16 protein-coding genes are annotated in these 15,458 nt (G+C 66.5%); 9 read left to right on the top strand and 7 right to left on the bottom strand.

Features of this window, described 5'->3' with window-relative positions:
- Window positions 1-16: 16 nt before the first annotated feature.
- Window positions 17-775 carry a 16S rRNA (uracil(1498)-N(3))-methyltransferase gene (locus ACP15I_RS19860; protein WP_424976387.1) on the bottom strand — a complete coding sequence of 253 codons (759 nt, stop codon included), beginning with the start codon at window positions 773-775 and terminating at the stop codon, window positions 17-19.
- Between the two features lie 27 nt (window positions 776-802).
- On the opposite strand from ACP15I_RS19860, the gene ubiA reads away from it, so the two are divergent.
- The 3 genes from ubiA to ACP15I_RS19845 all read left to right on the top strand — a co-directional run bounded on the left by ubiA (window position 803) and on the right by ACP15I_RS19845 (window position 4,006).
- Entirely contained in the window at window positions 803-1,771 is a 969-nt protein-coding gene (gene ubiA / locus ACP15I_RS19855) for a 4-hydroxybenzoate octaprenyltransferase (RefSeq protein WP_424976386.1), read from the top strand.
- A 61-nt stretch (window positions 1,772-1,832) separates the two neighbouring features.
- Complete coding sequence (locus ACP15I_RS19850; protein WP_424976385.1) at window positions 1,833-3,695, top strand: OmpA family protein; 1,863 nt, start codon at window positions 1,833-1,835, stop codon at window positions 3,693-3,695.
- On the top strand, window positions 3,692-4,006 hold the full coding sequence (locus ACP15I_RS19845) for a hypothetical protein (RefSeq protein WP_424968231.1): 315 nt from the start codon (window positions 3,692-3,694) through the stop codon (window positions 4,004-4,006). Before ACP15I_RS19850 ends, ACP15I_RS19845 begins: the two co-directional genes overlap by 4 nt.
- Window positions 4,007-4,016: 10 nt before the next feature.
- Here ACP15I_RS19845 and ACP15I_RS19840 read toward each other — a convergent pair whose 3' ends face one another.
- From ACP15I_RS19840 to ACP15I_RS19825, 4 genes are all read right to left on the bottom strand, one after another.
- Window positions 4,017-4,460: a molybdenum cofactor biosynthesis protein MoaE gene (locus tag ACP15I_RS19840; protein ID WP_424976384.1), complete on the bottom strand. Its 444-nt coding sequence runs from the start codon at window positions 4,458-4,460 to the stop codon at window positions 4,017-4,019.
- A 3-nt stretch (window positions 4,461-4,463) separates the two neighbouring features.
- Window positions 4,464-4,715, bottom strand: coding sequence for a molybdopterin converting factor subunit 1 (gene moaD, locus ACP15I_RS19835; protein ID WP_424976383.1), 252 nt, complete (start codon window positions 4,713-4,715; stop codon window positions 4,464-4,466).
- Complete coding sequence (gene pgsA / locus ACP15I_RS19830; RefSeq protein ID WP_424968234.1) at window positions 4,712-5,377, bottom strand: CDP-diacylglycerol--glycerol-3-phosphate 3-phosphatidyltransferase; 666 nt, start codon at window positions 5,375-5,377, stop codon at window positions 4,712-4,714. The genes moaD and pgsA overlap by 4 nt, the downstream gene beginning before the upstream one ends.
- A gap of 524 nt (window positions 5,378-5,901) precedes the next feature.
- On the bottom strand, window positions 5,902-6,561 hold the full coding sequence (locus ACP15I_RS19825; protein WP_424976456.1) for an RluA family pseudouridine synthase: 660 nt from the start codon (window positions 6,559-6,561) through the stop codon (window positions 5,902-5,904).
- Between the two features lie 117 nt (window positions 6,562-6,678).
- Between ACP15I_RS19825 and ACP15I_RS19820 the strand changes: the two genes are divergently transcribed.
- The 5 genes from ACP15I_RS19820 (at window position 6,679) to ACP15I_RS19800 (ending at window position 10,790) form a co-directional block, all read left to right on the top strand.
- On the top strand, window positions 6,679-7,296 hold the full coding sequence (locus ACP15I_RS19820) for a LysE family translocator (protein WP_424968235.1): 618 nt from the start codon (window positions 6,679-6,681) through the stop codon (window positions 7,294-7,296).
- Window positions 7,297-7,371: 75 nt separating this feature from the next.
- Window positions 7,372-8,139 carry a DsbA family protein gene (locus tag ACP15I_RS19815; RefSeq protein WP_424976382.1) on the top strand — a complete coding sequence of 256 codons (768 nt, stop codon included), beginning with the start codon at window positions 7,372-7,374 and terminating at the stop codon, window positions 8,137-8,139.
- A gap of 62 nt (window positions 8,140-8,201) precedes the next feature.
- Window positions 8,202-9,089 carry a helix-turn-helix domain-containing protein gene (locus ACP15I_RS19810; protein WP_424976381.1) on the top strand — a complete coding sequence of 296 codons (888 nt, stop codon included), beginning with the start codon at window positions 8,202-8,204 and terminating at the stop codon, window positions 9,087-9,089.
- Window positions 9,090-9,213: 124 nt separating this feature from the next.
- Window positions 9,214-10,173 carry an alpha/beta hydrolase gene (locus ACP15I_RS19805; protein WP_424976380.1) on the top strand — a complete coding sequence of 320 codons (960 nt, stop codon included), beginning with the start codon at window positions 9,214-9,216 and terminating at the stop codon, window positions 10,171-10,173.
- Between the two features lie 59 nt (window positions 10,174-10,232).
- Window positions 10,233-10,790 (top strand): nuclear transport factor 2 family protein, encoded by a 558-nt coding sequence (locus ACP15I_RS19800; protein WP_424976379.1) that lies wholly within the window; start codon window positions 10,233-10,235, stop codon window positions 10,788-10,790.
- 61 nt (window positions 10,791-10,851) lie between these two features.
- On the opposite strand, the gene ACP15I_RS19795 is transcribed toward ACP15I_RS19800, so the two are convergent.
- Both ACP15I_RS19795 and ACP15I_RS19790 read right to left on the bottom strand, forming a co-directional pair.
- The gene (locus ACP15I_RS19795) at window positions 10,852-12,822 is read right to left on the bottom strand and encodes a multiheme c-type cytochrome (protein ID WP_424976378.1); all 1,971 of its coding nucleotides are present in this window, start codon (window positions 12,820-12,822) and stop codon (window positions 10,852-10,854) included.
- The gene (locus tag ACP15I_RS19790; RefSeq protein ID WP_424976377.1) at window positions 12,819-13,490 is read right to left on the bottom strand and encodes a Crp/Fnr family transcriptional regulator; all 672 of its coding nucleotides are present in this window, start codon (window positions 13,488-13,490) and stop codon (window positions 12,819-12,821) included. Before ACP15I_RS19790 ends, ACP15I_RS19795 begins: the two co-directional genes overlap by 4 nt.
- A 332-nt stretch (window positions 13,491-13,822) precedes the next feature.
- On the opposite strand from ACP15I_RS19790, the gene ACP15I_RS19785 reads away from it, so the two are divergent.
- Window positions 13,823-15,424 (top strand): arylsulfatase, encoded by a 1,602-nt coding sequence (locus ACP15I_RS19785; RefSeq protein ID WP_424976376.1) that lies wholly within the window; start codon window positions 13,823-13,825, stop codon window positions 15,422-15,424.
- Window positions 15,425-15,458 lie beyond the last annotated feature (34 nt).

Below are 15,458 nucleotides of genomic sequence, written 5' to 3'. Positions count from 1 at the left end.
CGGCGCGCGCCCTTGCTCAGCGCCAGTCGCCATAGCGTTGTTGCCAGACGGTCAGGGCCGCCACCGCGGCGGTGTCCGCGCGCAGGATCCTCGGACCCAGCTGCACCGTCTCGGCCTGCGGCATCGCCCGCAGCCGCGTGCGCTCGGCTTCGGAAAACCCGCCCTCGGGACCGATCAGAATCGCCCAAGAGGCCTCGATGGCGCCCTCGCTGCACGAGGGCGCGGACGCGCCCGGTCCGGTCGGATCCGCATCAGACCCCGCCAGCGCCTCGTCGCAGAACATCAGCCGGCGATCCGCCGGCCAGTCCCGGAGCAGGGCGTCGAGCGAGGTCAGATCAGCCACCTCCGGCACGAAGGTTCCGCCGCATTGCTCGGCAGCCTCGACCGCATGGGCCTGCAGCCGGTCCCGCCGGATGCGTTCGGCATTGGTGAAGGCGGTCTGGACCGGCAGGATGCGCGCCGCACCCATCTCGGTGGCCTTTTCCACGATGAAATCCGTGCGCGCCTTCTTGATCGGCGCAAAACAGAGCCAGAGATCCGGCGGATCGCGCTGGGGCGCGGTTTGCCCCTGCACCGCCAGCACACCGCCGCGTTTGCCCGCCTCGACCACCTCTGCAGCCCAAGCCCCGTCACGCCCGTTGAAGAGGGTCACGACCTCCCCCAGCTTGCGCCGCATCACCCCAAACAGGTAATGGGCCTGGTCCCGCGACAAACCAAGCGTTTGCCCCGCCCCCAGAGGGTGCTCTACATAGAGCCTGATCTTTCCGGCCGACATGACCGCAGCATATGGAGGGCTGATCCGATGAGCAACGACGCGCAGACCGAGGCACAGGGCATCGTTGCGGACGCACCGCCGGACAATTGGGTCGACCGCTATGCGCCCGAAGTGACGCGCCCCTATCTGCGGCTGAGCCGGGCGGATCGACCGATCGGCACATGGCTCTTGCTGCTGCCCTGCTGGTGGGCGGCGCTCTTGGGCGCTGCGGCGGGGGAGGGGTTCGACCTCGGCACGGCGTGGATCCTGATCGGCTGCGCCATCGGAGCCTTCCTGATGCGCGGGGCGGGCTGCACATGGAATGACATCACGGACCGGGACTATGACGCGCAAGTGGCGCGGACCCGCTCGCGCCCGATCCCCTCGGGGCAGGTCACGGTGCGGGGCGCGCTGATCTGGATGGTAATCCAGTCCTTGATCGCCTTCGGGATCCTCCTGACCTTCAACCTGCCGGCGATCTTGTTGGGGATCGGGTCACTTGCGCTGGTCTGCATCTATCCCTTTGCCAAACGTTTCACCTGGTGGCCGCAGGTCTTTCTGGGCCTTGCCTTTAACTGGGGCGCGCTGCTGGCCTGGACCGCCGAGACAGGCACGGTCTTTGATGCGCCGAGCGTCCTGCTCTATGTGGCCGGGATCGCCTGGACCCTGTTCTACGACACGATCTACGCCCATCAGGACACCGAGGATGACGCGCTGATCGGGGTGAAGTCCACCGCACGCCTGTTCGGCGCGCAGTCCCGGCGCTGGCTGGGTGGCTTCCTGATCGCGGCGACCGTGCTGGCGGGCGGTGCGGTGATCACGGCTCTGGCTCCGCTCGGGGCGCCGCTGGCACTGGCGCTCGGGCTGGGCGGCGTCTGGGCCTTTGGCTGGCATATGCTGTGGCAGTTGCGCCAGCTCGACACCGAGGATCCGGGCACCTGCCTCCGGCTGTTTCGCGCCAATCGCGACACCGGCCTGATCCTCGCGCTGTTTCTCGCCGTGACGCTGCTGGCCTGATTGCACCTGCGCGCCACTGGCGGTAGGACCGGGGGACCGTTTTACAACCGTCCTGGTGCCCATGACCAAGCGCAGAGTTCTGCCCGCCCTTGCCCTGATCAGCGCTGCCGTCGCCTGCGGGTTCGCCGCAAGAGCGATCGTGCTCGAGGTCGAGACCCGCACCCTGGCCGGGGTCGAAACCGCGCTGGCCGAGGCCGGGACGGAGTTCGCACAAGCCCAGATCGACGGGCTGCGGGTGACCGTGCTGGGCACCGCACCGGATGAGGCCACACGGTTCGCGGCGCTTTCGGCGGTGGGCACGGTGATCGCGCCCAACCGCATCATCGACGGGATGGAGGTGGTCGAGGCCACCGAGATCGCCCCGCCCCGCTTTTCGCTGGAGCTTTTGCGCAATTCCGACGGGCTGTCGATCATCGGGCTGGTTCCGGCAGAGATGGGCACGGACCTTCTGGGCGCCGGGATCGCGGATATCGGCCCGGTCACCAACATGGTCGAAACCGCGGATTTCCCCCTGCCCACGCGCTGGCTGGGCGCGGTGGGCTTCGCGCTCGACACGGTGCGCGCCCTGCCGCGGGCGAAGATCAGCGTGACCGCCGAGGCTGTTCATGTCAGCGCGCTGGTCGACAGCCCCGAAGAGAAGGCCGCGCTGGAGACCCGTCTCACCCGGCAGGCTCCGGCAGGGCTGGACGTCACGCTGGAGATCTCGGCCCCGCGCCCGGCCATCACGCCCTTTCTGCTACGGTTCACGAAGACCGATGACAGCGCCGGGTTCGACGCCTGCGCCGCCGATACCGAGGCCGCGCAAGCGCAGATCCTCGACGCGGCGCGGGCCGCCGGTGCGCCGGAGAGTGTGACCTGCCGCCTTGGCCTTGGCGCCCCCGCGCCGAGCTGGGCCGACGCGGCCAGCCGCAGCATCGCCGCGATCGACGCGCTGGGGGGCGGGACCGTGACCCTGTCGGATGCGGATGTCACGCTGGTGGGGGCGGTGGGCACCAATCGCGCCCTGTTTGACCGGGTGACCTCCGAGCTTGGCGCGGATCTTCCGGCGGTGTTCTCGCTGACCAGCACGCTGGCCGAACCCGAAGCGCCGCAACCGGGGATCTTTGAGCCCGAACGCCTGCGCTTTACCGGGACGCTCAGTCCTGAGGGGCTGGTGCAACTGCGGGGGCACGTGACCGACGAGACCCGCAAAGAGGTGACCGCAGCCCTGGCCAAAGCGCTGTTTGGGGCGGATAATGTCTATAGCGCCACCTCCGTCGCCCCGCAGGTGCCCGAGGGCTGGTCAATCCGCGTGCTGGCTGCGGTCGAGGCGCTGAGCCATCTGCATAACGGGTCGGTCACCGTATCCCCGGATTTCGTGCGACTTGCCGGGCGCACGGGGGATGAGGGACTGCCCGCCGAGGTCGCACGCCTTCTGTCCCAGCGTATCCCGGAGGAGGCCGATCTGCGGCTGGACGTGCGCTATGACCCGATCCTCGATCCGGCCACGGCCCTGCCCACCGAAGAGGAATGCTTCGCCCGCATCGATGCGATTCAGGCCGAGGGCAAGATCACCTTCGATCCGGGCTCGTCGCAGATCGCCGCCGAAGCGCGGGGGATCATCGACCGCATTGCCGAGGTGATCGCCGATTGCGCCCATGTGCAGATCGAGATCGCCGGGCACACGGATGATCAGGGCCGGGAGAGCATGAACCTCAACCTCAGTCAGGCGCGCGCCGACGCGGTGCTGGCCGCACTGGCCGAGCGGCGGTTGTTGACCGGCAATCTCGTGGCCATCGGCTATGGCGAAGCAGTCCCGATTGCGGATAACAAGACCGCAGAGGGACGGGAGGCGAACCGGCGGATCAGCTTCACGCCCCCGACCCCGCCCGTGCGCACGCCCGGGGAGACGACAGACGAGCCAAGCGAAGGACCCGCAGAATGAACCAGACGGAATTCATCGCCGCCACGGCGGTCATCCTGTTCGTGGTGTTTCTTCTGGGCTGGTTCACCCATTGGGCCATCGCGCGGCTGTCGCGGGTGACCAAGGCCGAACTTGGCGAGCTCGAAAGCATGGCCCAGGCCCTGCATGAGGCTGAAGAAGCCCGCGACGATGCCGAGGCCCATCTCGCCCAGCGCGAGCGCGAGCTGACAAATGCGATGACGCAAACCGAGGCGGAACTGGCGGCGGCCATGGACGGGCTGCGCGAGGCGCGGGCCGAGGCGCAAGAGCTGCGCAGCCGGCTCGAACGCTAGGGCAGCGACCTCACCAGCGGGTCAGCGCGGCCTCGTCCTCGTCCGTGGCTGCAACCCAGGACGCGCCCGTGCCGGTGATCTCTTTCTTCCAGAAGGGCGCGCGGGATTTCAGGTAATCCATCAGGAACTCCGCCGCCGCAAAGGCATCCACCCGGTGCGGAGCGGCCGTAGCCACCATCATGATCCGATCGCCCGGCCCCATCCGCCCATAGCGGTGGATGACCAGCGCATCCCCGAGGGACCAGCGTGTCATGGCCTCCTCCACGATCTTGGTGATCGCGCGTTCGGTCATGCCCGGGTAATGCTCGATCTCCATCACGTCGAGATCGCCCTGGGCGAGATCGCGCACCACGCCGGTAAAGCTGACAATCGCGCCCATATCCGTGCGCCCCATGGCAAAGGCGTCGAGCTCTGCCCCCGGCGCAAAGGCCGCCTCCTGCACCCGAACGGTCATGGCTTACCCGCCCGTCATCGGCGGAAAGAACGCAACCTCGCGGGCCTCGGAGAGATCCGCATCGAACTCGGTCAGGTCCTGATCCACCGCCACGCGGATCGCCGAGAGATCCGAGAAGGCCAGATCATAGCGTTCTTCCCTGCTGCGCAGTTCCGCCACCAGCTCGGACACGGTCCTGGCTTCGGTCTCGATCCGTTCCTGCGACAGGCCAATGCGCTCGCGCAGCCAGGCGAAGTAGAGAACGTCAAGTTTCATGGCTTCTCCGACAGAAAGGGCAGGGATTTCCTGAAGTAATCCGCGCCAGTCACCAGGGTCAGGGCAGCGGCCACCCACAGGAGCGCCATGCCCAGAAACGCCGCCGGCACGCCGATCACCGCCGAGAGCCAGACCATGTTCCAGTCCTGCGGACCCGTGTCGAGCGCGGCCTGATAGGCCTCGCGGGTCAGGCTGCCAAAGGCGGCCAGATGCATGTATTCCAGCGCAATCGCCCCGATCAGAACGGCGATCGACACCATTTGCGCGGTGGTTTTCCACTTCGCCAGTTTTGTCACCGAGAGCTTGCCCGCATCCGCGCCCAGAAACTCGCGCAGGCCCGAGACGAACACCTCGCGGAACAGGATCACTGCCGCCGGGATCATCACCAGCGGGTCGAGCGCGCTCAGCGCCATGACCACGGCTAGCGCGGTGATCACCATCGCCTTGTCGGCAATCGGGTCCAGCATCGCTCCGAAGCGCGAGGTCTGTCCCCAAGCGCGCGCGATCCAGCCATCCAGGAAATCCGTCAGGGAGGCGCCGATGAACAGCGCCAGCGCCACCCAATCGGCCAGGGGCCGGGGCAGCACGGCGAACACGACCGCCACAGCCGGAGCTGCGAGCAACCGTGCAACGGTCATCATATTCGGAATAGTCCAGCGCATGAGGCACCTTGTAGCCTCTGTAACAGGGCGCGGAAAGGGGAACCTCCGGGAAACGCGGCTACAGGCGGTCGCACACCCGACGCGCCGGGATCCCCGCTCGGAAGACGGGCCAAAAGGCGGACCGATCGCGCTCAGCGGCGTCTGGTGGTTGGTCGGTGTGGTTGAGGATATGGGGCCGGCATCAGCAGGGGTGGGCTGCGAGAAATTGCTGCGACACGCGACTAAAACAGTAGGCTCGTACCATCCCCCTACGCCCCACGCGTCGCAGCGTTTCTCACTTCAATGCTTCCCCCCAGGGCCCAATGAATGCCTTGGTGCGAAAACGGTAACATGGGTCCTGAAAATCGCAAAAAGCGACTGCGTTTTCTGCAGTCGCACACAACCCCCGGATGTAGCGAAGCTAGATGTAGTGTGCGCAGACACCCCAAACACCATTAGGCGGCGAGACTTTCGTCGCGAATCAGCAGCGAATCGCCGATGACTTAGCGGCAACCTGAGCGGTTTCAAGCTGACCCGATCAGGCCTCAGAACGGGACCGGCGCGCGAAAGGTCATCCCCACACCACCATCCGGATGGCGCAGGCGCAGGGATTCCGAATGCAGCATCAGGCGCGGAAAGGCCAGCGCCGCCCCCGTGGCATAGAACGGATCGCCCAGGATCGGATGGCCCAGCGCCTGCATATGCACGCGCAACTGGTGCGAGCGACCTGTCTTGGGGCTCAGCCGCACCCGGCTTTCACCTGCGCCGGTCCGCAGCACGCGCCAATCGGTGACCGCGGGCTTGCCGGTCTCGTGATCCACCTTCTGCAGGGGGCGGTTCGGCCAATCCACAATCAGCGGCAAATCCACGGTCCCGGTCCGTTCGGTCATCTCGCCCCAGACCCGCGCCACATAGCTCTTGCGCATCTGGCGTTTCTCGAACTGGAGGCCCAGATGCCGCTGAGCATGGGGGGTGAGCGCGAAAACCATCAGGCCCGAGGTATCCCGGTCCAGCCGATGCACCAGCAACGCATCGGGAAAGGCCGCCTGCACCCGGCTGAGCAGGCAATCGGCCAACTCAGGCCCCCTCCCCGGCACCGACAAGAGACCCGAGGGCTTGTCCACCAGCAAGAGATGCGCGTCCTCGTGAATGAGGCGCAGCGGCTCCTGTGGCGGGGCGTAGTTATCTGGCGGCAAGGGCGGCATGCCCGCCTCATAAGAGAGCCGCGCCGCCGGGAACAGCGCTTTTTGTACGGACACCGCCCGGGGGCCTTGGCCTGCCCCGCCGCCCTGCCTAGGGTGCCGGCAATTCCCGGAGGCCCCATGAGTTTCGAAGCCTGGACCGTATTCGCCCTGTTCTGGGCGCTGTTCGTGACGACGCCCGGTCCGAACGCGGTCAATTGCATTGCCAACGGGATCGATCATGGAATGCCCAAGGCGCTCTGGGGCGTGCTGGGGATCCTGACCCAGGCGAGCCTGTTCCTCGCGCTCTCGGCGCTTGGGGTCACCGCGCTGATCACCGCCGCGCCGGATGTCTTTGCCTGGGTCAAGCTGGGCGGGGCGGCGGTGCTGGTGGCGCTGGGGATCCGGGCCTGGCTGACGGCGACCCAGCCCGTGCGCCCGGCCACGGGCGGGCGGTCGATCTACCTGCGCGCGCTGGCCATTGCCACCTTCAACGCCAAGAGCCTTGCGGGCTATCTCGCGGCCTTCTCGCAATTCGTCCAGCCCGACGTGCCGATCCTGTCGCAGATGAGCGTGATCGTTCCCACGGCGCTCAGCCTTACCGCGCTGTCCTATTGCGGCTACACGCTGCTGGGCGTGGGTCTAGGCAAGCTGGCATTGGGTGCGATCCTGAATGTCTGGGTGCGCCGGGCGCTCGCGCTGTGCTTTGTCGCCTATGGGATCGCCCTTGGCCTCGCGCCCAATGTTGGCACGGGCTGACCGCGATCACGAAGCTTTGGCTTGACGTTAACCCGCGCCGGGGCACCCTGCGCGCAACCGAGCCGAGGAGCCGCCATGACCACGAGACGACAATTCATCGGCGGGGCCGTGGTGCTGGCCGGTGGCTACTCCGCCTTGCGCTATGGCGGCCCGGCCCTGCGCGACCTGCTGACCCCGCTGCCGGAGGCGCAGGCGCTGGACGCCCCCGCTGGGTTCCGCGCCCTGCCCCTGAGCAGCGTGAGCCAGGGCCTCGATCCGCTGGTCGGGCTGGAACCCGCGCAGGTCCTTGAGGTCGCGCCGGACCAGTTGGACGGGCGGCTCTGCGAGGCCTTGTTCGGGCTGGACCGGGTGCCCGACGGCGTGGTGCCCATCGCCTCGTTCAGCGATTATGCCTGCCCGTTCTGCCGGGTCCTGACCCCGCGCCTGAACGCGTTGGAGGCGGCCTCCGGCGGTGCCCTCCGGGTGAAATGGCATGAGCTGCCGATCCTTGGACCGGCCTCGACCGATGGGGCGCGGGCCGCCCTCGCCGCCGCGCAGCAGGGCCGCTATGCCGAGACCCATGCCCGGCTGATCCGGGCGGCCTTTCAGCCGACCGAGGCCTATCTGCGCGCGCTGTCGCAGGACCTCAACCTCGATGCCGAACGCCTGCTGACGGATATGCAGAGCCCGGCGATCGATGCCGCCCTGACCGATAGCCGCGCGCTGGCGCAACTGTTCGGGATGGTGGGGACACCGGCGCTGGTGGTCGGGCGCACATTGGTGCAGGGCGAGATCAGCGCGCGCAATCTCGACCGGCTGATCGCGGTGGAGCGGGCTGCAGGTCCGCCCCCGGGCTGCGCCTGATCGCGCCGACACTGGGACCGGCGACACCCCGCCCTAGATCGGGCAGGGAAAGGAGGACGCAGATGCCGCGCCGCTATGCCGAGATCTATCCGTCGCTGCCGCTGCTCAACAGCGATGCGTCCGAGCATGTCTCGGCCGCCGCACTCATGTCTCTGCGCTACTTTCAGGCCGCGCCGGACAGCATGCCAGAGGATGTCTTTGCCGAGCATCACGTCTTGCTGAACCTGCAGACGGAACCGCACCGAGTGCAAAACCGCCGCGACGGCGAGATGCATGATTTCATCTTCCGCAAGGACGATATCATCGTGACCCCGGCGGGGATGCGGTCGGGCTGGCGCTGGTTCGCGACCTCGGATGTGATCGTGGTGACGCTGGACCCGGAGCGGGTGGCGCAATTCGCCCAGCGCGAGATGGGGCTGCTGCTCGATCCGCAGCAATTTCGCGATCTGCCCCTGTTTACCGATCCCGATCTCTGCACGGCGGGAGTGATGCTGCGCGACGCGCTGGAGACGGGCGATGTCACCTCCGGCGTGATGTTCGAGGCCATGAGCCGGGTGTTTCTCGTCAAGCTCCTGCAGCGCTACGGACAGGAGCGGCCCGAGCCCGTCCGCCGCAGCACCGGCTTCACCTCGGCGCATTACCGTCGGGTGCTGGCCTATATCCGCGCCCGGCTCGACCAGACCATCAGCGTCGAGGCGCTGGCCACCGAGGCAGGGATGAGCCCCTCTCATTTCAGCCGTCTCTTCAAGGAGACGCTGGGCAGCACGCCGATGCAATATGTCATGGCCTACCGGATCGAGCAGGCCATGGAGATGATGACGGACCCCGCACTGTCGCTTGGCGAGATCGCCCTGGCCTGCGGCTTCGCCGATCAGGCGCATTTCTCGCGCAGCTTCAAGCAGGTGACGGGCGAGACGCCCCGGCGATACCGGCGGACCCAGACCGCCTGACACCCGCGCGATGCAAAAAAGCAGGATTGTTCAAAAACGCCGGAGGGCGCTCCAAGAACCGAGCGGCCCGACACCGTAGATCTGTCCTCATCGGGCGCACCGCCCAGACAGAGGAGAGATACAGATGACCCAGTTCACCCTGACCACCGCCGCCGCCCTTCTGGCCTCCACCGCCGCGCTGGCGCAGGTCGAGACCCGCAGCGTGAGCTTCGAGAACGAAGGCGCGATCCTGTCGGGCACACTCTACCTGCCCGAGGGCCATGACGGCACGGCCCTGCCTGCGGTGGTCGTGACCGGCGCCTGGACCAGCGTCGAGGAGCAGATGCCCCGCGTCTATGCCGAAGCGATGGTCGCCCGGGGCTTTGCCGCCTTCACCTTCGATTTCCGCGGCTGGGGCAAGTCGGGCGATCTGCCGGATGCCCAGCGCTTCGTCGAGAGCCCGGACGCCAAGACATCGGATATCCGCGCGGCCTTCGAGGTGGTCGCGACCCTGCCCGAGGTCGATGCCACCCGGATCAACGGTCTCGGGATCTGCGCCTCGGCGGGCTACATGATCGACGCCGTAGCCGGGAATGCGGGGGTTCAGCGGATCGGTCTTGTCGCGCCCTGGTTGCAGGATGCCGAGATCGTCGAGGCGGTCTATGGTGGGTCCGAGGGGGTCGCGGGCCTGATCGCCCTGGGCCGCGCAGCCGTTGCCGCGGGCGGCGAGGTGATCCCCGCCGCAGGTCCCGAAGGGGCCGAGGGCGTGCTCATGCCTATCGGCGGTTATTACCACGAGCCCGAGCGCGGCGCGATCCCGGCCTATGACAATCGCTGGAACAATGCGGGCTGGGAGGGCTGGCTGACCTATCACCCGGCTGACAATCCCGACCGGCTGACCCAGCCGCTGGCCGTGGTGCATTCCGAGGCCGCCGCGATCCCGCAAGGTCTGCGCCGCTTTCTCGACGGGTTCGGTGGTCCGGCCACGCTGCAGATGCTCGAAGAGGTCACGCAGTTCGATTTCTACGACAATCCCGAGGATGTGCGCCGCGCCGCCGACACCATGGCCGCCCATTTCGCCCAGACCTCGGACGCCGATCTCTGATCCCGGCGGGGCCGTTGCCTGGCCCCCCGCTTCCCCAACCTCATCACAGGAGACGTTCCATGACCCGCCTTTCCCCCCTCGCCGCCCTGCTCATCGCGCTCGCCCCCATGGCCGCACAGGCCGAGAGCCCGCAGATGCCTGCCACCAGCCTCGCACAGCTCGTGGATCAGGCCGAGATCATCCGCATCACCAATGCCATCGACATCGCCGTGGACCGCAAGGACTGGGAGACCGCGCGCAGCTACTTTGCCGAGACGATCCACGTGGATTTCACCAGCCTGACCGGCGGAGACCCGGCAACGATCCCGGCGGATGCGTTGATCGCGGGCTGGGCTGGGAACCTCACCGCCGAGAAAGAAAGCTTCCACCTGCGCGGCAACCATCAGGTCAGCTTTTCCAGCGCCGATACTGCCACCGTCTACAGCCATGGCTATGCCTGGAACCGGATGGAGCGCGGGCTTGCGCCGGAAAACGGGGGCGAGGCCCTGTGGGAGGTTTGGGGCAGTTACACCCACGACCTGCGCCGGGGCGCGCGCGGGTGGGAGGTGACCGGCATGAGCTTCACCGCGACCGCCGAGCGCGGCAGCAGCTTTGTCCGGAATACGCCGGGCAGCTAAGAGGCTCGGGAGCCCCGCCCGGTGCTCGGATGCGAGGGCCGGGCGCGGCGCGTATGCTGCGCTACGGGCCCAGCTCGCCGCGCAGAACCTTGAGCGGGACGCTGTCGGGATTGGCCGCGATTGCATCCTCCGCAGCGGCCTTGGCCGCATCCGCATTGCCCAGCGCGGCGTGGATCCGGACGATCATGGTCCAACCCTGTTCCAGTTGCGGATCCATGGTCACCGCTTCGGTAAAGGCCATCAGCGCGGCCTGCATGTTGCGCGAGGTCAGGCCGATCCCGGCCAGCACGATCTGGGTCTCGGGGTAATCCGCCCGCGCAATCAGCGAGGCCTGCCAATCGGACATCGCCCGCCCCAGATCCGCGTTCACACGGTTGGGCAGACGCGCGAGGTTCATGTTCAGAAACTCCCGCGCGGCGGCCATGCGCACGCTGCGCGCAGGATCCGCCAGCAACGGAGCAAGGCGCGGGGCGCGCTCGGTATTGGGCGCGGCCCGTTGCACCGGGATCGCCGCCGCCCGGACCAGCGGATCCGGGTCCGACAGAAGCGGCATCATCCGGCTGGCCAGATCCGGCGTCGCGATCGGATGCAGAAGCTCCAACGCCGTGGCGCGCACGATTCCCGGCAGCTCCAGATATTCGGTCAGGGCGACGATATTCTCCGCCGTGCTCTGGGGTGCGATCCGGGCGCGGGCAAAGACATCGGCGAAATGCGGGCCGCGATGGCGGCTATCGGGGAAACGGGCCTGCAGGATTTCGGCCATCTCCTCGGCGCTGCGATCCGTGTGGCAGTCATTGCAGGCATTGGGCGCGCCGGTCCGCACCGTCAGATCCGGGCGCGGCACCCGGAAGGAGTGATCGCGCCGCCCGTCGATGCCCATATAGTCGCGTTCGATCATATGGCAGCTTTTGCACTGCGCACCTTCGCTGCCGATCTCGTGGAAGTGGTGCGCGGGGGTATCATAGTCGGCCAGCGGCAGGCTCGGAAAATCGGGATTTCCGGCGGTCGAGTGGCACTGGGTGCAGACCGTGTTCGTGTCCGAGATCACCTGCGCCGTATGCGGATTGTGGCAATCGGTGCAGGCCACGCCCTTGGCATACATCTTGGATTGCAGGAACGAGCCATAGACATAGACCTCGTCGAGGATCTGCCCGTCCGGATGGTAGGTGCCATCCCGCAACAGGGTCAGCCGATAGGCATCGTGAAAGGCCGTCCCGGGCAGCGGATTGCCCGCCTCGAAAGGTTCGCGTCGGGAGTGGCAGCTGGCGCATTGCTGGATCTCGGCCTCGGCCCCGGCGGTGAAATCCATGGTCAGGCCGGTCGCCCCCACCGAGCGCCAGAGCCCCGGATCGTAGCTGCCCCCCGGCAGGGCCCAGTCCCGATGCGCCTCGCCCGGACCGTGACAGGCCTCGCATCCGACCCCGATCTCGGCCTGACGGCTGGCATAGCTGCGGCTGCGGGGGTCATAGCCCTTGTCATAGCCCGTGGCGTGGCATTCGGCGCAGCGCGCGGCCCAGTTCTTGTAAGGCCCGGTCCAGTGCAGCCCATCCGAATAGGGCAGGTCCTGATCCGGATAGAGGTGATACCAGCGCGCCTGATCCACGTCCCACACCACGTCGAAGGACTGGATTTTGCCCGGCTCCGTCTCGATCAGGTATTGCTGGAGCGGCGCAACGCCGGCAACCGAGTGGACCGGGTACCTTGTCATTTGCCCGTCCGGCCCATCGGAGGTGATGTAGTAGCGGCCGTCTTCGGTGGTGAACCGCGTCCGCACGCCCTTGTGCAGAAACTCCGCATTGTCGAAATCGCCCAGCACATGGGTCGCATCGGGCGGGGTCCAGGCCAGCGCGTGGTGCGACCCGGTCCAGGCCTCGGCCTCCTCCGTGTGACACTCGGTACAGCTCTCGGACCCGATATAGGCCGGCGTCCGCGGATCCTGAGCCGCTGCGGGCAGGGCCGCGCAGACCGCGCTCAGACCCAGTGCGAAGACCCAGCGCAGCGGGCGGCGCGTGATGCGAGCGGTCCCGCTCATTCCGCCGCGTGCCGTGCCAGAGCCTCGGCATCCTGCACCCGGATCCGGCCATAGCCGATCTCGATCAACCCGAGACTGGCCAGCCGCTTGACCAGCCGCTGCACGGTGGGCAGGGACAGGGCCGTCATCGTGGCCAGACGATCCTGCGGCGTCTCGAGCCACGCGCCAGGCTCGGCCTGCACCGAATTGGAATACAGCAGGAAGGCGGCAATGCGTTTTTCCGAGTTCGGGATGGACAGGTTCGCCAGAATGTTGAGCTGCAGCTCCATGTTCACATGGCTCAGCGCATAGAACTCGCGCAACATCCCCGGCTCATCGCGCACAAGGGCAGCCAGCTTGGGCTGCGGGATGAAGTAGACCTCAACCTCAGACACTGCGAGCACGGTGACAAGACGGCGTTGCTTGGAAAAGAGCGCCAGATCGCCGATCCAGAAGCCGGGCGTGGCCTGATAGATCGTGTGCTCGCTGCCGATGGTATTGGGGATTGCGATCGTCACATTGCCCCGGGCAAGACCGTAGAGCCCCTCGGACGTGTCCCCGACCCGGTACACGGTTTCACCGGGCGCGAAGCTGCGCAGCCGCCCCCCCTCGAGGATGCGCGCCTGCATCTCGGGCGTACGCCCGGACAGCCAGCCATGGCGGCGGAGGATCTCTGGTTCCATCGTCATTTTACGCCCCTATACGACAAAAAACCTGAAACAACCTGTCAAATGATAGAAAGCGTGATCGGAGGCAGATGCATAGACTCGGTCAGAGCGTAGTACGGAGCGCCCCGGGCCACAATGCCAACACAGCACGAGAATATGCGTCCAATCCTCTATATTTTTCATAAAGATAGGGCGTGTGCGGCCCTGCGCACGAGATGTGTCCGGCCCCGCAGGCTCGGGCGCGATGCAACGCTTTTCCGCCTCAGGCTTGACCGGCATCGGTCGGTTATGGCTCCATGCGGGCCCCACTCACACCAAAAACAACAAATCGATATAACAAGGAGACATGCACCATGACACGGAACAGGACCCGGAAGGAGCTGACCCTCGGGGTGGCCCTTTTGGCGCTGACCGCGGGCATCGCCAATGCCCAGGATGCGGACAAGCCCAATATCCTCGTCATCTGGGGAGATGATGTCGGTCAGTCCAATATCTCGGCCTACACGATGGGTCTGATGGGCTACCAGACGCCGAATATCGACCGGATCGCCGATGAAGGCATGATCTTCACCGACTATTACGGCGAGCAGTCCTGCACCGCGGGCCGGTCGTCCTTCATCATGGGTCAGTCGGTGTTCCGCACGGGCCTGTCCAAGGTCGGTCTGCCCGGTGCCGAAGAAGGCATGAGAATCGAGGATCCGACCATCGCGGGCCTTCTCAAGGCGCAAGGCTATGCCACCGGCCAGTTCGGCAAGAACCACCTGGGCGACCGGGACGAGATGCTGCCGACCAACCACGGGTTCGATGAGTTTCTCGGCAACCTCTACCACCTGAACGCCGAGGAAGAGCCCGAGAACGCGGATTATCCCGGGGATCTGGTCATGCCCGACGGGCGGACCTTCCGCGAAACCTTTGGCCCGCGCGGTGTGATCAAGTCCTCGGCTGACGGCACCATCGAAGACACCGGTCCACTGACCAAGAAGCGCATGGAAACCATCGACGACGAAACCGTCGCCGCCGCGCTCGACTTCATCGACCGGCAAGAGGCTGCGGGCACCCCGTGGTTCCTGTGGTGGTCCGGGACCCGGATGCACTTCCGGACCCATGTGAGCGATGAGCGCCAGCAGATGGCGAACGACCAGATCGGCAAGACCGTGGACGAGTACACGGCGGGCATGATCGAGCACGACATGCATATCGGCATGTTCCTCGACAAGCTCGAGGAGCTTGGGATCGAAGACAACACCTTCGTTTTCTATTCCACCGATAACGGCCCCCACATGAACACCTGGCCCGATGCGGCCATGACCCCGTTCTGGGGCGAGAAGAACACCCAGTGGGAAGGTGGCTGGCGCGTGCCTGCCATGGTGCGCTGGCCGGGCAATATCGAGCCGGGTTCGATCAGCAACGAGATCGTCCACCATATGGACTGGTTGCCGACCTTCCTCGCCATGGCCGGGAATGAAACGGTCAAGGAAGACCTGCTCGACGGCATCACCGTGGCCGAGGTCGGCGGCGGTCGTGACTACCGCGTGCATCTGGATGGCTACAACATCCTGCCGATGCTGACGGGGGAAACCGACGAGAGCCCGCGCAACGAGATCTTCTACTTCACCGATGACGGCGACCTCGCGGCGCTGCGCTATGGCGACTGGAAGATCACCTTCCTCGAGCAGGAAGTCTGGGGCACCTTGCGGGCCTGGGCCGAGCCGCTCACCGAGCTGCGTGTGCCGCTGATCACCAACCTGCGCCGTGACCCCTATGAGCGGGCCTACCGGACGTCGAACACCTATTACGACTGGCTGATCGACCGCGTTTACCTGCTCGTGCCTGCACAGGCCTATGTGGGTCAGTTCCTGTCGACCTTTGCGGAATACCCGCCGCGGCAGAAGGCGGCGTCCTTCAGCCTCGAAAAGGTCATGGAGAAGCTCTCGGATCCGGGCGGCGCCCAGTAAGCGCCCCCCGCATAGCCAACCGATCGCCCCTCTG

It is taken from the genome of Dinoroseobacter sp. S124A (assembly GCF_049801015.1).
Classification (GTDB): Bacteria; Pseudomonadota; Alphaproteobacteria; order Rhodobacterales; family Rhodobacteraceae; genus Dinoroseobacter.
Note: the sequence above shows the minus strand (reverse complement) of the source record. Positions and strands in the feature narration are given on the sequence as shown.